At 74.1% G+C, this 14,965-nt stretch carries 14 protein-coding genes and 3 pseudogenes; 13 read left to right on the top strand and 4 right to left on the bottom strand.

Translation table 11 applies throughout. The features are described 5' to 3' along the window. Positions 1-181: 181 nt before the first annotated feature. Complete coding sequence (locus ACFW6P_RS09830; RefSeq protein WP_386354802.1) at positions 182-757, top strand: adenylosuccinate lyase; 576 nt, start codon at positions 182-184, stop codon at positions 755-757. A 2-nt stretch (positions 758-759) separates the two neighbouring features. Here the strand turns inward: ACFW6P_RS09830 and ACFW6P_RS09825 are convergent, their stop codons facing one another. Continuing rightward, on the bottom strand, positions 760-1,287 hold the full coding sequence (locus tag ACFW6P_RS09825; RefSeq protein ID WP_386354804.1) for a GNAT family N-acetyltransferase: 528 nt from the start codon (positions 1,285-1,287) through the stop codon (positions 760-762). Between the two features lie 534 nt (positions 1,288-1,821). On the opposite strand from ACFW6P_RS09825, the gene ACFW6P_RS09820 reads away from it, so the two are divergent. The 9 genes and pseudogenes from ACFW6P_RS09820 (at position 1,822) to ACFW6P_RS09780 (ending at position 9,592) form a co-directional block, all read left to right on the top strand. Beyond that, a complete protein-coding gene (locus tag ACFW6P_RS09820; RefSeq protein WP_386354807.1) occupies positions 1,822-2,265 on the top strand; it encodes an SRPBCC family protein in 444 nt (147 codons plus the stop codon). 155 nt (positions 2,266-2,420) lie between these two features. Next, positions 2,421-2,731: pseudogene (locus ACFW6P_RS09815) on the top strand (MFS transporter); the annotation flags it as partial. Positions 2,732-3,214: 483 nt separating this feature from the next. Then, positions 3,215-4,048 carry a M55 family metallopeptidase gene (locus ACFW6P_RS09810; protein ID WP_386354809.1) on the top strand — a complete coding sequence of 278 codons (834 nt, stop codon included), beginning with the start codon at positions 3,215-3,217 and terminating at the stop codon, positions 4,046-4,048. Continuing rightward, the gene (locus ACFW6P_RS09805; protein ID WP_386354812.1) at positions 4,041-5,354 is read left to right on the top strand and encodes a M20/M25/M40 family metallo-hydrolase; all 1,314 of its coding nucleotides are present in this window, start codon (positions 4,041-4,043) and stop codon (positions 5,352-5,354) included. Before ACFW6P_RS09810 ends, ACFW6P_RS09805 begins: the two co-directional genes overlap by 8 nt. Positions 5,355-5,358: 4 nt before the next feature. After that, positions 5,359-7,323 carry a S9 family peptidase gene (locus ACFW6P_RS09800; protein ID WP_386354815.1) on the top strand — a complete coding sequence of 655 codons (1,965 nt, stop codon included), beginning with the start codon at positions 5,359-5,361 and terminating at the stop codon, positions 7,321-7,323. Beyond that, positions 7,320-8,252: an LD-carboxypeptidase gene (locus ACFW6P_RS09795; RefSeq protein WP_386354818.1), complete on the top strand. Its 933-nt coding sequence runs from the start codon at positions 7,320-7,322 to the stop codon at positions 8,250-8,252. Before ACFW6P_RS09800 ends, ACFW6P_RS09795 begins: the two co-directional genes overlap by 4 nt. A 130-nt stretch (positions 8,253-8,382) precedes the next feature. Continuing rightward, positions 8,383-8,748: pseudogene (locus ACFW6P_RS09790) on the top strand (CocE/NonD family hydrolase); the annotation flags it as partial. Continuing rightward, a complete protein-coding gene (locus tag ACFW6P_RS09785; RefSeq protein ID WP_386354940.1) occupies positions 8,741-8,962 on the top strand; it encodes a hypothetical protein in 222 nt (73 codons plus the stop codon). The pseudogene ACFW6P_RS09790 and the gene ACFW6P_RS09785, both read left to right, overlap by 8 nt. 69 nt (positions 8,963-9,031) lie before the next feature. Beyond that, positions 9,032-9,592 carry a GNAT family N-acetyltransferase gene (locus tag ACFW6P_RS09780; RefSeq protein ID WP_386354821.1) on the top strand — a complete coding sequence of 187 codons (561 nt, stop codon included), beginning with the start codon at positions 9,032-9,034 and terminating at the stop codon, positions 9,590-9,592. An 18-nt stretch (positions 9,593-9,610) separates the two neighbouring features. Here the strand turns inward: ACFW6P_RS09780 and ACFW6P_RS09775 are convergent, their stop codons facing one another. After that, on the bottom strand, positions 9,611-9,958 hold the full coding sequence (locus ACFW6P_RS09775; RefSeq protein ID WP_386354824.1) for a VOC family protein: 348 nt from the start codon (positions 9,956-9,958) through the stop codon (positions 9,611-9,613). 56 nt (positions 9,959-10,014) lie between these two features. On the opposite strand from ACFW6P_RS09775, the gene ACFW6P_RS09770 reads away from it, so the two are divergent. Together ACFW6P_RS09770 and ACFW6P_RS09765 are read left to right on the top strand one after the other, a co-directional pair. Continuing rightward, complete coding sequence (locus ACFW6P_RS09770; RefSeq protein WP_386354827.1) at positions 10,015-10,473, top strand: phage holin family protein; 459 nt, start codon at positions 10,015-10,017, stop codon at positions 10,471-10,473. Positions 10,474-10,484: 11 nt separating this feature from the next. Next, positions 10,485-11,510 (top strand): SDR family oxidoreductase, encoded by a 1,026-nt coding sequence (locus ACFW6P_RS09765; RefSeq protein WP_386354830.1) that lies wholly within the window; start codon positions 10,485-10,487, stop codon positions 11,508-11,510. Positions 11,511-11,596: 86 nt separating this feature from the next. On the opposite strand, the pseudogene ACFW6P_RS09760 reads toward ACFW6P_RS09765, so the two are convergent. Together ACFW6P_RS09760 and ACFW6P_RS09755 are read right to left on the bottom strand one after the other, a co-directional pair. Beyond that, positions 11,597-11,903 (bottom strand): annotated as a pseudogene (locus ACFW6P_RS09760) (hypothetical protein); the annotation flags it as partial. A 113-nt stretch (positions 11,904-12,016) separates the two neighbouring features. Then, positions 12,017-12,979 (bottom strand): LLM class F420-dependent oxidoreductase, encoded by a 963-nt coding sequence (locus ACFW6P_RS09755; protein WP_386354832.1) that lies wholly within the window; start codon positions 12,977-12,979, stop codon positions 12,017-12,019. A gap of 171 nt (positions 12,980-13,150) precedes the next feature. Here ACFW6P_RS09755 and ACFW6P_RS09750 point away from each other — a divergent pair. Continuing rightward, the coding region (locus ACFW6P_RS09750) for an FAD-dependent oxidoreductase (RefSeq protein WP_386423355.1) at positions 13,151-14,965 on the top strand (1,815 nt) is incomplete at its 3' end.

Below are 14,965 nucleotides of genomic sequence, written 5' to 3'. Positions count from 1 at the left end.
GTCCTGCGGTACCTGACGTACCGAACCGACTGCTCTCACGGTGGCCGCGTCACCAGACCTCCGTGAGCACGCGAGTGGGTAACTCGCTCGTCTGAGCCTAACTGGTGGGTAACGAGCGCGCCAGCCCCCCTGTTTGTGATGTACGTCCCGCGCCGCCCGCGGCCCGCCTAATCTCTCGGACATGGACGAAGAGTTGCGATCACTCACGGAGCGCTTACGGCAGGAGTCGGGGGCGACGCCCGCGTTCGAGCGGCTCGTGGCGACCGGCGACCTCGACGCCCTGGCCGCGGTGCTGACCGAACCCGGCCGGCCCCTCTGGGCGCGGGAACTGGCCGCGTTCCGGCTGGGACTCGCCCGGGACCGAAGGGCCTTCGAGGCGCTGGTGCTGCTGCTCAACCACCGTGATCCGCCGCGCTGCGCCTCCGCGGCCCTCGCGCTCGCCCGGCTCGGCGACCCGCGCACCGCCCGCGCCGCCGCCGCCCTCGCCACGAACGAACTGCGCGTCGCCTACGCCCTGCACCCCGTGCGGCTCCTGGTCGAGCTGCGCGCCCCGGAGGCGGTGCCCGCACTCATCACCACGCTCCGGCGCCGGCTGAGCCCGTACGACCCGTACCGCCGCGTCGCCCTCGCCTGCGTGGACGGCCTGGGCGCGCTGGGCGACACCCGGGCCAGACCCGTACTCAACGAGGCCCTGGCGCATCCGGCCCTGGCCGAGGCGGCGGTGCGGGCGCTGGGCAGGATCCCCCGGCAGAGGTGAGCTCAGCGGGGGAGTCCCATCGCGTAGCGCACCTCGGGGACGGTGGCACCGTCCACCTCGAAGCGCTCCTCCGCTCCGTCCGCCCGGAACCCGGCCCGTTCGTAGAAGCGGCGGGCCCGGCCGTTGTCCTCGAGCACCCACAGCAGGAGCCGCCCGCGGCCCGCGGCGGCGCAGCGCGCGACCGACTCCGCGAGCAGGGCCCGTCCCGCGCCCCGGCCGATGTGGTCCGGGTGGACGTACAGGGCGTACAACTCGGCGTCCGCGGTGAGGACTTCGCCGTCCCGGTACGGCCCGTGGCAGGCCCAGCCGACGACCGCGCCGCCCGCGTCCTCGGCGACCAGGTTGACCACGTCACCGTCGGCCCGCGCGAGGAACGCGCGGCGCCGCCCGGCGTCCTCGGCCACGCTGAGCCGGTCCAGGTAGGACCGCGGGATCATGCCCCGGTAGGCGTTCTGCCAGCCGCGGACGCGGATCTCCGCGACGCGGTCGCAGTCGGCGAGGGTCATCTCCCGTATCCGCAGGCCGGTCATCCCGTCGGCACCGCCGACGCTTCGATCTCCCTCAGGCACTCGGGGCCGACCGGTCCGGCGACCGGCTGCGCGCCCGCGACGACAGGCGCGGCCGCGCGCGCTCTCACTCTGATGGATCCTCCCGGGACGGCGGGGCGAAGGGCCGCGGGGTCGCCGTCCTCGAGGCATCGTCCCGGAAAGCGATCCCGGAAGAACTCGTTCCGTGCAACTCACGATCCGACCGGATCTTCGGGTGCACCCATATGCCCCTATATGCGCCTAGAGAAGCGAGAGCTGTGTCGGCCCGGACGCCGGCGGCTCCTGCGCCGGCCCGGTGGGTCGGCCCGGCCGTGTTCGGAGTCCGCCGTGAGGTTCTCCCCGCGCATGACGCCTCCTCGATAGCACTGACCACAGAATAGAACATATGTTCCCGTGATCGTGCGAGGGTGTTCTCCGAACGGGTTCGACCGGGTTGGCCACCCCGATTTGGGCGGCCGGGCGGCGGGGTGGTTGGCTTGCCCCGACCCCCGAGCAACCAGGTCCTGGAGGAATGCGATGGCGCAGGTCGAGGCCACTACGGAGCGGATCGTCGCGGCGGACGCGGAGACGGTGTTCGACGCCCTCGCCGACTACAGCGGCACGCGCGCGAAGCTGCTCCCCGAGCAGTTCAGCGAGTACGAGGTCCGGGAGGGCGGTGACGGCGAGGGCACCCTCGTCCACTGGAGGCTCCAGGCCACCAGCAAGCGGGTGCGCGACTGCCTCCTCGAGGTCACCGAGCCCACCGACGGCGAGCTGGTCGAGAAGGACCGCAACTCGTCCATGGTCACCACCTGGCGGGTCACCCCGGCCGGTGAGGGCAGGGCGCGGGTCGTGGTGACCACCAGCTGGACCGGTGCCGGCGGCATCGGCGGTTTCTTCGAGAGGACCTTCGCCCCCAAGGGCCTCGGCCGGATCTACGACGCCCTGCTCGCCAGGCTCGCCGCCGAGGTCGAGAAGTAGCCTCGCCAAGAGGCGCACGATCAGGGGCCGTTGGGTCCCTCACCGGTTCGGGTGATCTCCGTTCTGCCCGGTCATGTGCCGTAACTCGTCGCGCTTGCTCGTAGTTGTCGCTTTCACGCGGGAACGGTGTGGCGGCGCGACGAGGGGAACGGTGGGTGGGCGGGATCACGCCGCGCAGGACGAACCGGCGGTGGCGGCTGCCGGGACCCCGGCCCCACCGCCGGCCCGGCCGCCCGAACCGAGCCCGCGGCGCGTGCGGTTGGTCTTCCTCGGGCTCATGCCGGCCCTGCTCCTCGCCGCCCTGGAGCAGATGATCGTCACCACCGCGCTTCCCAAGATCGTCGGTGAGCTGCACGGCCTGGACCGGATGCCCTGGGCGATCACCGCCTACCTGCTCACCGCCACCGTCGGACTGCCCCTCTACGGCAAGCTCGGCGACCTGTACGGCCGCAAGGGCGTCTTCCAGATGCCGGGCGACGTCTGGCACGACCCGGGCACCTGGCGGCCGGAGCCCCTCGTCGTGCACCTCGGCAACAACGGCTTCTCCACCCCCGTCGGCCCGGGCGAGCCCCGGACCGACGAGAGCCTGGCGGCCGCCTACCGCAGCGCCTACGGCGGCTTCCTGGAGAGCTCCGGGCGCGCTACGGCCCGCGCACGACCCTGGTGGCCGTCGGTCCCGGCTCCTTCGCCGGCCAGGTCGAGCGGGTCGTCGCGGAGCGCACCGGCGCCGGCGACCACGGGGGTCCGCTACCGGCCCCTCGACGCCACCGGCCCTGCACTTCACGGGCTGCCACTGGCACTACGCGGCCCGCGAACACCGGCTCCTCGCCGACCGGCTCACCACGTTCCTGGCCGACCTGCCGATACGGTGGTGACCGCCTCGTAGCCGGTCGCGCCCACAGCGCGTAACGTGACGAACCATGAAGATCTTCCCCCGGGACGGCTCGTCATGAGAATCCTCGTCAGCGCCGACATGGAGGGCGCCACCGGAGTCACCTGGCCCGAGGACGTGCTGCCGGGCGCCTCGCAGTGGGAACGCTGCCGCGCGCTGTTCACCTCCGACGTCAACGCCGCCGCCCTCGGCTTCTACGACGGCGGCGCCGACGAGGTGATCATCAACGAGGCCCACGCGACCATGCGCAACCTGCTGCTGGAGCGGCTGGACGAACGCGCGCAGCTGCTCACCGGCCGGCACAAGGCGCTGTCCATGGTGGAGGGCGTGCAGCACGGTGACGTCGACGGCGTCGCGTTCGTCGGCTACCACGCGGGCGCCGGCATGGAGGGCGTCCTCGCGCACACCTACCTCGCCAACTCCGTCACCGGAGTGTGGCTGAACGACGTACGGGCGAGCGAGGGACTGCTCAACGCCCATGTCGTCGCCGAGTACGGGGTGCCGGTCGTGCTGGTCACCGGGGACGACGTGGCCTGCGAGGACGCGCTCGGATACGCGCCGGAGGCCCTGAAGGTCGCCGTCAAGGACCATGTGTCGCGCTACGCGGCCGTCTGCCGCACCCCCGCCCGGACCGCGGCCGACATCCGGGCCGCCGCGAAGGAGGCCGCGTCGCTGGCGGTGCGTCACGAGCCCGTGCGGGGCGGGCCGTTCACCGTCGCCGTGGAGTTCGACGCGGAGCACCTGGCGATGGCCGCCACCGTCGTGCCCGGGGTGGACCGGATCGGGGAGCGCAAGGTGGCGTACACGAGCGTCACCATGTACGACGGCATCCGCACCTTCAAGGCGGTCACCACGATCGTCTCGGCCGCGGTGGAGGAGCAGTATGGCTGAGCTGATGGACGAGCAGGCGCTGGACGAGGTCGTGACGTTCACGTCCGACCTGATCCGGATCGACACCACCAACCGGGGCGGCGGCGACTGCCGGGAGCGGCCCGCCGCCGAGTACGCCGCGGCGCGGCTCGCCGAGGCCGGTGTCGAGCCGACGCTGCTGGAGCGCACCGAGGGCCGCACCAACGTCGTCGCCCGCGTCGAGGGCACCGACCCGGAGGCCGCCGCGCTGCTGCTCCACGGCCATCTGGACGTCGTCCCCGCCGCGGCCGCCGACTGGAGCGTCCACCCGTTCTCCGGGGAGGTCCGCGACGGGGTCGTCTGGGGGCGCGGCGCCGTCGACATGAAGAACATGGACGCGATGATCCTGGCCGTCGTCCGTGCCTGGGCCCGGCTCGGCGTCCGGCCCCGCCGGGACATCGTCGTCGCGTTCACCGCGGACGAGGAGGCCAGCGCCGAGGACGGCTCGGGATTCCTCGCCGACGAGCACGCCGCCCTGTTCGAGGGCTGCACCGAGGGCATCAGCGAGTCGGGTGCCTTCACCTTCCACGACGGCGAGGGCCGGCAGATCTACCCGATCGCGGCCGGGGAGCGCGGCACGGCCTGGCTGAAGCTCACCGCACGCGGACGCGCCGGGCACGGCTCCAAGGTGAACCGGGACAACGCCGTGACCCGCCTCGCGGCCGCGATCGCCCGGATCGGCGCGCACGAGTGGCCGCTGCGGCCCACCGCGACCGTCCGCGCGGCCCTGACCGAACTCGCCGCGCTGCACGGCATCGACAGCGACCTGACCGACGTGGACGCGCTGCTGGACAAGCTGGGTCCCGCGGCGCAGCTCGTCGAGTCCACCGTGCGCAACAGCGCCAACCCCACGATGATGGAAGCCGGTTACAAGGTCAACGTGATCCCCGGGGAGGCCGTGGCCTACGTGGACGGCCGCTGTCTGCCCGGCGGCGAGGACGAGTTTTGCGCGACCCTCGACCGGCTCACCGGGCCGGACGTCGCGTGGGAGTTCCACCACCGCGAGGTCGCCCTGGAGTCGCCGGTGGACTCGGCCACCTACGCCCGAATGAAGGCGGCGGTGGAGGAGTTCGCCCCGGAGGGGCACGTCGTGCCGTACTGCATGTCCGGCGGCACGGACGCCAAGCAGTTCTCGCGCCTCGGTATCACCGGCTACGGCTTCACGCCCCTGAGGCTCCCGGAGGGCTACGACTACGCCGCCATGTTCCACGGGGTCGACGAACGGGTGCCGGTCGAGGCGCTGCACTTCGGCGTCCGCGTACTCGACCGGTTCCTGCGGACGGCCTGAGGGAGTGGGGGAGACGGTGCGGACGCTGGCGTACGGGGCCTGGCCCTCGCCGATCGACGCGGCGACGGCCGCCGCTCACGACGGGCACCCGGAGTACGTGGGTTTCGTCGGCGACGAGGTGTGGTGGACGGCGCCGCGCCCCGCCGAGGGCGGCCGGCGCGCCCTGGTGCGGCGGCACACGGACGGCCGGGAGGAGTCGGTGCTGCCCCCGCCGTGGAACGTGCGCAGCCGGGTCATCGAGTACGGGGGCCGTCCCTGGGCCGCCCTGCCGGGCGCTGACGGCCCGACGGTCATCTTCGTGAACTTCGCCGACCAGCGGCTCCACCACCTCCGGCCGGGCGAGGAGCCCCGTCCGCTGACGCCCGTGTCCCCGGTGGGCGCGGGCCTGCGCTGGGCGGAGCCGCTGCCGCTGCCCGACCGGGGGGAAGTGTGGTGCGTCCTGGAGGAGTTCACCGGCGACGGGCCCACCGATGTACGCCGTGTCCTGGCCGCCGTCCCGCTGGACGGATCCGCCGCCGAGGACCGCGACGCCGTGCGCGAACTCACCGACGACCGGCACCGGTTCGTGACCGGCCCCAAGCTCTCGCCCGACGGGCGGCGGGCGGCCTGGCTCGCCTGGGACCATCCGCGCATGCCCTGGGACGGCACCGAGCTGGTCGTCGCCGACGTGCGCCCCGACGGCACCCTGCACGGCGCCCGCACCGTGGCGGGCGGCCCCGGCGAGGCCGTCGCCCAGGCCGACTTCACCCACGACGGCCGTCTGCTGCACGCCGACGACCGCACCGGCTGGTGGAACCTCTACCTCGACGGTGAGCCGGTGTGCCCGCGCGAGGAGGAGTTCGGCGGGGCGCTGTGGAAGCTGGGTTCGGCATGGTTCGCCCCGCTGGAGAGCGGACTGATCGCCGTCGTGCACGGCCGGGGCGCCACCGCTCTCGGCGTCCTGGACCCCGAGACGGGCGAGGTCGTCGACGCGGCCGGCCCCTGGACCGAGTTCACCCCCACCCTCGCCGCGCACGGGGAACGGGTCGTCGCGGTGGGCGCCGGCCCGCGCAGCGCCCACGAGGTCGTCGAGCTCGACACCCGCACCGGCCACGCCCGCGTCGTCGGCGCCGAGCACGACGACGCGGTGGACCCGGCCTACTATCCCGAGCCGCAGATCCGCACCTTCACGGGCCCGGACGGCCGTGACATCCACGCCCACGTCTACCCGCCCCACCACCCCGGCTGCGCCGCGCCCGGCGACGAGCTGCCGCCGTACGTCGTCTGGGCGCACGGCGGGCCCACCGGCCGGGCCCCGCTGGTGCTGGACCTGGAGATCGCCTACTTCACCTCGCGCGGCATCGGCGTCGCCGAGGTCAACTACGGCGGCTCCACCGGCTACGGCCGCCCCTACCGCGAGCGGCTGCGCGAGCAGTGGGGCGTCGTGGACGTCGAGGACTGCGCCGCGGTCGCCCTGGCCCTCGCCGACGAGGGCACCGCCGACCGCGACCGGCTCGCCGTGCGCGGCGGCAGCGCGGGCGGCTGGACCGCGGCCGCCTCGCTCACCCGGACCGGCGTCTACGCCTGCGGCACCATCAAGTACCCGATCCTCGACCTCGCCGGCTGGGGCACGGGGGAGACCCACGACTTCGAGTCGCGGTACCTGGAGAGCCTGATCGGCCCGCTCGCCGAGGTGCCCGCGCGCTACACGGAACGCTCACCCGCCACCCACGCCGACCGCCTGAACGTGCCGTTCCTGCTCCTGCAGGGACTGGACGACGTCATCTGCCCGCCCGTCCAGTGCGAGCGGTTCCTGGCCCGGCTGGGGGACCGCGAGGTGCCGCACGCCTACCTCACCTTCGAGGGGGAGGGGCACGGCTTCCGCAGGGCGGAGACCGTGGTGCGCGTCCTGGAGGCCGAACTCTCGCTGTACGCGCAGGTGTTCCGGCTGGATCCGCCCGGCGTCCCGACCCTGGAGCTCAGCACGTGAGACCGCTCCTGCGACCGCCCCGGCTCGCTGCCGGCGCCCGTGTGGCCGTCGTCGCCCCCAGCGGCCCGGTGCCCGAGGAACGGCTGGAGGCCGGCCTCGACGTGCTGCGCGGCTGGGACCTCGACCCCGTGGTGGCGCCCCATGTGCTGTGCGGACACGGCGCGTTGAGCTATCTGGCGGCCACCGACGCTCAGCGGGCGGCCGACCTGCGGAACGCCTGGTGCGACCCGTCGGTCTCGGCGGTGCTGTGCGCCCGCGGCGGCTACGGGGCGCAGCGCATGGTCGACCTTCTCGACTGGGACGCGATGCGGGCGGCGGGCCCGAAGGTGCTCGCCGGGTTCAGCGACATCACGGTCCTGCACCAGGCCTTCGCCACCCGCCTGCGGCTGGTCACCCTCTACGGCCCCGCGGCCGCCGGCGTCGACTTCCTCCAGAACGCCCGCGCCCAGGAGCATCTGCGGGCCACCCTGTTCGACCCCGAGTCGGTGCGGACCGTCACCGCCGTGCCCCCGGGCGGAGTGCCGCTCGTGCCCGGCCGTGCCAGGGGCGTCACCCTGGGCGGCTGTCTGAGCCTGCTCGCGAGCGACCTCGGCACCCCGCACGCCCACGCCGCGGCCCGGGGCGGGCTGCTGCTGCTGGAGGACGTCGGCGAGAGCCCCTACCGGCTGGACCGGTACCTGACCCAACTCCTGCGCGCCGGCTGGCTGGACGGGGTCGCCGGCATCGCGCTCGGCTCCTGGGCCGGCTGCGGGTCCTACGAGGAGCTGCGCACCCTCCTCGCCGACCGGCTCGGTGGGCTCGGTGTGCCGGTCGTGGAGGAGTTCGGCTTCGGCCACGGCGAGGGCGCGCTGACGATGCCGCTCGGCGTCCCGGCCGAACTGAACGCCGCAGCGGGCACGTTGACCCTGGAGGTACCGGCCCTCAGCTGAGCTGGGCGCCGCTGAGACCGTGTCAGGAACCTCCGTTTCGGTGATGGACGGCTTCTGGCACGTATCACACGATGACAACCGGCCGGTACCTACTGGTCGGTATCCGGGTTGTCCTCACCGTGGAGGTCCGGTGTCCCGACGCGTGCCCAGATTGCGCGCACCCCTCGCTCTCGCTCTGGGCGCCGCCCTGGCCGCCCCTCTCGCCCTCACCCCGCCCGCGACCGCCGCCGGCGCCTACACCGTCACCCCGCTGGCGTTCACCGTCCGGGCCGGTGAGCGCACCTGCACGGTCGACGCCGACCTGTACCGCCCCACGGGCACCGACCGCGACCACCCGGCGCCCGCCGCGCTCGCGACGAACGGCTTCGGCGGCAGCAAGGCGGACGGCTCGACCGACACCATCGGCAAGGCCATCGCCCCGCGCGGATACGTCTCGCTCGTCTACTCGGGGCTCGGATTCGGCCGGAGCGGCTGCCTCGTCTCCCTCGGTGCGCCGCCTGGTCGCCCCGGTCCGGGTGCCGGACGTCACCCGCGGCTTCACCGTCACGCTGCCCGGCATCGTGCACCGCTACGAGGCGGGGCACCGGCTGCGCTTCGTGATCGCGGCGAGCGACGACGCCTACTTCGGCAACCGCGGGATCAAGCCGGTCACCGTCGTCAGCGGACCGCGGAACACCGGCGTGCTCCAGCTACCCGTCGCCGGCTCCTGACCGGGACCGCCGGATCCGCGCGGACGGCCCCGTGCTGACGCACCCGGGCCACACGGTTATGGTGGCGGGGTGCCGCACACCGCATACGGCCACCTCACCGAAGGTCCCCGGGTGGGCATACGCCCCTTCACCCACGAGGACGGGGCCGAGTTCACCGCCCGCGCCCGGGAGAGCGAGGACCTGCACCGGCCCTGGCTCTTCCCGCCCCGCACCGCCCAGGCCTACACCGCCTACGCGGGCCGGCTCATCGACGACCCTTCCAGCGCCGGGTTCCTGGTCTGCGAGAAGGGCGACGGGGCCATCGCCGGGTTCATCAACATCAACAACATCGTCGAGGGCGGCTTCCAGTGCGGGGCCCTGGGCTACGGCGCCTTCGCGCACGCCGCCGGGCGGGGCCTGATGCGCGAGGGGCTGGACCTGGTCGTGCGGTACGCCTTCGGCCCGATGCGGCTGCACCGGCTGGAGATCAACGTCCAGCCGGGCAACGCCGCGTCGATCGCCCTGGCCCACCGGTGCGGGTTCCGCCGGGAGGGCTTCTCGCCGAAGATGCTCTTCGTCGACGGAGCCTGGCGCGACCACGAGCGCTGGGCGATCACCAGCGAGATGGTCGAGGGGCCGGGGCGGCGCTGACCCCGGCCCCGGGCGGGATCAGACGTGGCGGTCGACGTACTCGTAGACCGAACCGTCCGGATGCAGGGCGATCAGATTGCGGCCCGCCGGGGAGGCGATCGGGCCCGCCACGACGTGGGCGCCCAGCCCGGTGAGGACCTTGTGGGTCTCCTCGACGTCCGACACGGCGATGGTCGCGGCGACCTTGCGCAGCACCTCCAGCTCGGCCGGCGGACCGCTCATCAGCAGGAAGCAGCCGATCGCCGCCACCTGTACCCCGCCCCGCTCGAAGCGCTGGGCTCTGCCGCCCGCCAGCCGCTCGTAGAAGGGGATCGCGGTCTCGAGGTCGTCGACGCAGACGCGCAGGGTCGCACCAAGAATCTCCATGGTGGCGAGCCTAGTTACGCACAGGGGGCGAGGGTACCCGATCGGGCATGAAGCGGTTGGAGCACCTGGAGCACCTGGAGCACCTGGACAGGCACCTGGTCGACGAACTCGCACGGGTGGCACGCGAGACCGTGCGGGACGAACTGCGCGAGCAGACGCGCAAGCAGCGCCGCAAGGCCGCGCTGTACGCCGCCTCCGGTGCCCTCACCCTCTACGCCGGCCTCGCCCTCGCGCTCGCCGTGGGCCTGGCCCTCGCCCTCGCCCCGCCCGACTGGGCCGCGGCGCTGATCACCGCCGCCGTCCTGGGTGCCGCGGCGTTCGTGCTGCGTGCGAGGGCCCGGCCGTCCCGCCCGGGCGACGGGGTCCCCGGGCACCAGGGAGCGGGGCAGGCCGCCGCCGCGGCAGGCGGTCTGCCCTACCCGCCCGTGCCGCCGGCCCCGCCCGCCGGACCCGCCCCGGACTCCGTGCCCCCGCGGCCGGCCCGGGCCCCGGACGTACCGCGGCGCGAGGCGTGAGACCGGTGCGCGTGACCCGGGCACCCCGGCGGCGCGGCCGCGTGGTCGTGGTGACCGGGGCCACCGGCGGCGTCGGACGGGCCGCGGCCCGGGCCTTCGCCGCCCGCGGCGACAGGGTCGCCCTGCTGGCACGCGGGCGCGAGGGCCTCGCCGCCGCCGCGGACGACGTGCGGCGCGCCGGGGGCGAGGCCCTCGTCGTCGGCGTGGACGTGTCCGACGCCGAGGCCGTCGAGGACGCCGCCCGGCAGGTCGTGGACGCCTTCGGGCACATCGACGTCTGGGTCAACAACGCCTTCACCGGGGTGATCGCGCCGTTCCCGCAGATCTCCCCGGAGGAGTTCCGCCGCGTCACCGACGTGACCTATCTGGGCTACGTGTCCGGCACCCGGGCGGCGCTGCGGCACATGCTGCCGCGCGACAGCGGCGCGATCGTGCAGGTCGGCTCCGTCCTCTCCTACCGCGGCATCCCGCTGCAGTCGGCGTACTGCGGGGCCAAGCACGCCATCCAGGGGTTCAACGAGTCCCTGCGCTGCGAGCTGCTGCACGACCGCAGCGGCGTGCGTACGACGATGGTGCAGCTGCCCGGCGTCAACACGCCGCAGTTCGAGTGGGTACTGAACCGGATGCCGGGCCGGGCCCGCCCCGTACCGCCGGTGTTCCAGCCGGAGGTCGCCGCCCGCGCCATCGTGCACGCCGCGTCGCACCCCCGCCGCCGCGAGTACTGGGTGGGCGGCGCAACCGCCGCCGCGCTCGTCGTCAACGCGGTCGCCCCCGGACTGCTCGACCGCTACCTGGCCCGCACGAACGTCGACGCCCAGCAGGACCCGGGCTCGCACGAGGGACCCGCGAACCTGTGGGCACCCGTGGACGGGCCGCACGGCAGGGACTTCGGCGCGCACGGGCGCTTCGACGACGAGGCCAGGAGCCACAGCCCGCAGCAGTGGATGTCCCGCAACCGGGCGTGGTGGGGCGCCGCCCTCACCGCCGGGGCCGGCGCCCTCGCGGTACGCAGGTCGGCCGGGGCGGTCCGCCGCTGAGTTCGGTCCGCAACAACGCTCCCGTTCCCGGTTCCGTTCTCGTTCCTGTCGCTGTCGCTGTCGCTGTCGCTGTCGCTGTCGCCGTCGGCGTCGAGGAAGCGGAGCAGCACCGCGGCTTCCGCGCGCAGCCGCGCGGCCCGTTCGGCGTGCGCGGGCGCGGTCAGGAGATCGGCCGCCTCCAGTCGTTCGGCGGCCTCGGCGCGGACGATGTCCGGCGTCTCGCGCTCACCGAGCTCGCGCCGGGCCGCCTCCGTCGCACCGGCGCCGGCCCGGCGAGGCCTCCAGAGCCGCGGCACCGGGCACGGTCTCGCCCACGGGCACCGCCTCGGCGTTGTCCAGCGCGGCCAGCGTGCCCCGCAGGGCGCTCACCGCGGCCTTGTCACGGGCTCGCATCGCGGTCGGAAGGGCGTCACGCAGACGCAGACGTAAGGACATGCGGGCGACTCTAGGCGACCCGGCACCGCGCCTCCCGCTCCTGCTCCTCGTCAGGCGCCCTGCCGGAGTCGTCAGGCGCCCTGCTGGAGCTGCGGCAGCACCTTCGTGCGGTAGAAGTCGAAGAAGCCGCGCAGGTCCGGCCCGATCTGGTTGACGTAGACCCGGTCGAATCCGGCGTCGGTGAACTGCTTCAGCTCCGCGACGTGCTCGTCCACGTCGTCGCCGCACACCCGGTTCGCGCGCACCATGTCCTCGGTCACCATCTGCTGCGCCTGCTCGAAGTGCTTCGGGGAGGGCAGCACCTGGCTCAGCTCGCCCGGCAGCTGCTCGTTCGCCCAGAGCCGGTGCACGGCCGCCACGGCCTCGTCCTTGTCGGTGCCGTAGCAGACCTTGGTGCCACCGCTGACGAGCTTCCCGCCGCCCCCGCCCTTGCGGTACTGCTCCACCATCGACTCGTCCGGCATGATCGAGATGTAGCCGTCGCCCACCCGTGCGGCGAGCTTGGTCGCCGCCGGGCCGAAGCCGGAGATGTCGATCGGGATCGGCTCGTCCGGGACCGTGTACAGCCGGGCGTTCTCCACCGTGTAGTGCGGACCGCGGTGGTTGACCTCCTCGCCGGAGAACAGCCGGCGCATCACCTGGATGGCCTCCTCCAGCATCTCCAGCCGGACGTGCGCCGGGGGCCAGTGGTCGCCCAGGATGTGCTCGTTGAGCGCCTCGCCGGAGCCGACGCCGAGCCGGAAACGGTTGTTCGTCATCACCGCGCTGGTCGCCGCCGCCTGCGCCACCACCGCCGGGTGCATCCGCACCGTCGGGCAGGTCACCGCCGTCTCGATCGGCAGGGAGACCGCCTCCGACAGCGCCCCGATCACCGACCACACGAACGGGCTCTGGCCCTGCTCGTCGTTCCAGGGGTGGTAGTGGTCGGAGATCCACAGCGCCTGGAACCCGGCCTGTTCGGCCATCCGCGCCTGCTCGATCAGCTCGGCCGGTCCGTACTGCTCGCACGAGAGGAAGTAACCGTAGTCGGCCATGAGGAGTGCCTCCGCGAGGTGGGCGGTCCGTGTCCCGCACCGGGTTTCCCGGCCGCCGGGCCGGAAACCGGCGGGTCCGGCCCGGCGGACGCCCGCCGACGTTTGGGCGCCCTGGCCAGGGGGACGCGGAAGGCTCCCGAGCCATGCGACAGCGCCGGAGGCGAGCCAACCGTGAGTCGACCCCGCATCGTGATCGTCGGTGCCGGTTTCGCCGGATACCGCACGGCCCGCACCCTCTCCCGGCTCACCCGGGGCCGGGCCCACATCACCCTGCTGAACCCGACCGACTACTTCCTGTACCTCCCCCTGCTGCCCCAGGTCGCCGCCGGCATCCTGGAGCCGCGCCGGGTCACGGTCTCGCTGTCGGCCTCGCTGCCGCACGTGAGGCTGGTCCTGGGCGAGGCCGACCGGGTCGACCTCGACGACCGGACCGTGCACTACACCGGGCCCGAGGGCGAGGGCGGCACGCTCGCCTACGACCGGCTGGTGCTCGCCGCGGGCAGCGTCAACAAGCTGCTGCCCATCCCCGGCGTCGCCGAGCACGCGCACGGGTTCCGCGGCCTGCCCGAGGCGCTGTACCTGCGCGACCACGTGACGCGGCAGGTGGAGCTGGCCGCCGGGGCCGACGACCGCGACACCTGCGCCGCGCGCTGCACCTTCGTGGTGGTGGGCGCCGGCTACACCGGGACCGAGGTCGCCGCCCACGGGCAGATGTTCACCGACGCGCAGGTCCGCAGGCATCCGCTGCGGCAGGGCATGCGGCCGCGCTGGATGCTGCTGGACGTGGCGCCGCGCGTGCTGCCCGAGATGGACGAGAAGCTGTCCGCCACCGCCGACCGCGTACTGCGGCAGCGGGGTGTGGACGTGCGGATGGGCACCTCCGTGAGGGAGGCCACGCACGAGGGGGTCGTGCTGACCGACGGCGAGTGCGTCGCCACCCGCACGCTCGTGTGGTGCGTGGGCGTACGGCCCGACCCGTTGGTCGAGTCCCTGGGGCTGCCGATGGAGAAGGGGCGGCTGCTGGTCGACCCGCACCTGCAGGTGCCGGGCCGGCCCGAGCTGTTCGCGTGCGGTGACGTGGCGGCGGTGCCCGATCTGGAGAATCCGGGCAGCTACACGGCGATGACCGCGCAGCACGCCTGGCGGCACGGCAAGGTCGCGGCCGAGAACGTCGCCGCGTCGCTGGGGCTGGGCGGGGCGCGCAAGCCCTACCGCCATCGCGACCTGGGCTTCGTCGTCGACCTGGGCGGCGCGAAGGCTGCGGCCAATCCGCTCGGCGTGGCCCTGTCGGGCCTGCCCGCGGGTGTGGTCGCGCGCGGCTACCACCTCGCCGCGATGCCCGGCAACCGCGTCCGCGTCGCCGCCGACTGGCTCCTCGGCGCCGTACTGCCGCGCCAGGCCGTGCAGTTGGGGCTGGTGCGGTCCTGGTCGGTGCCGCTGGACACCTCGTCGCCCGAGGTGGCCCGGGTGCCGGGCGGACCGGGCCGACGGGAGGGGGCCGACGCCCGGTCCGGGCCGGGCGCGGCGGTCGAGGCGGACGTCCATGGCGGGGGGCCCGGTACGGGGCAGCCCGGCGGGGGCCGTGCCGGAGAAGAGCCCGCGAAGGGGCACTCCGGGTCCGGGGCGACGCAGGTGCGGCCCGGACCCGGAGCCGCGGAACTGCGGCCGACCGAGGCCGACACCGCGAAGGGCCGCCTCGCCCGAGACGAGGGCGAGCGGCCCGGCCCGGGCGGCGCCGAGCTGCGCCCGTCCGAGGCCGACACGGCGAAGGGCCACCCGGCCCGCCCGTCCGGCAAGGGACACGGTGGTGCGGACGACCAGGCCGGCGGCCGGTCGGGCGGCGAGCCCGCGCGGAGCCGGTCGGGTGGTGAGCCCGCGCGGAGCCGGTCGGGTGGTGAGCCTGCGAAGAACCAGCCGGGTGGTGAGCCTGCGACTGTCACTTATACAGATCTCCGAGCCAACGAGAAGGCTACCTATCTCGGTGGC

Origin of the sequence: Streptomyces sp. NPDC058741 (assembly GCF_042746715.1) — a bacterium.
Classification (GTDB): Bacteria; Actinomycetota; Actinomycetes; order Streptomycetales; family Streptomycetaceae; genus Streptomyces.
Note: the sequence above shows the minus strand (reverse complement) of the source record. Positions and strands in the feature narration are given on the sequence as shown.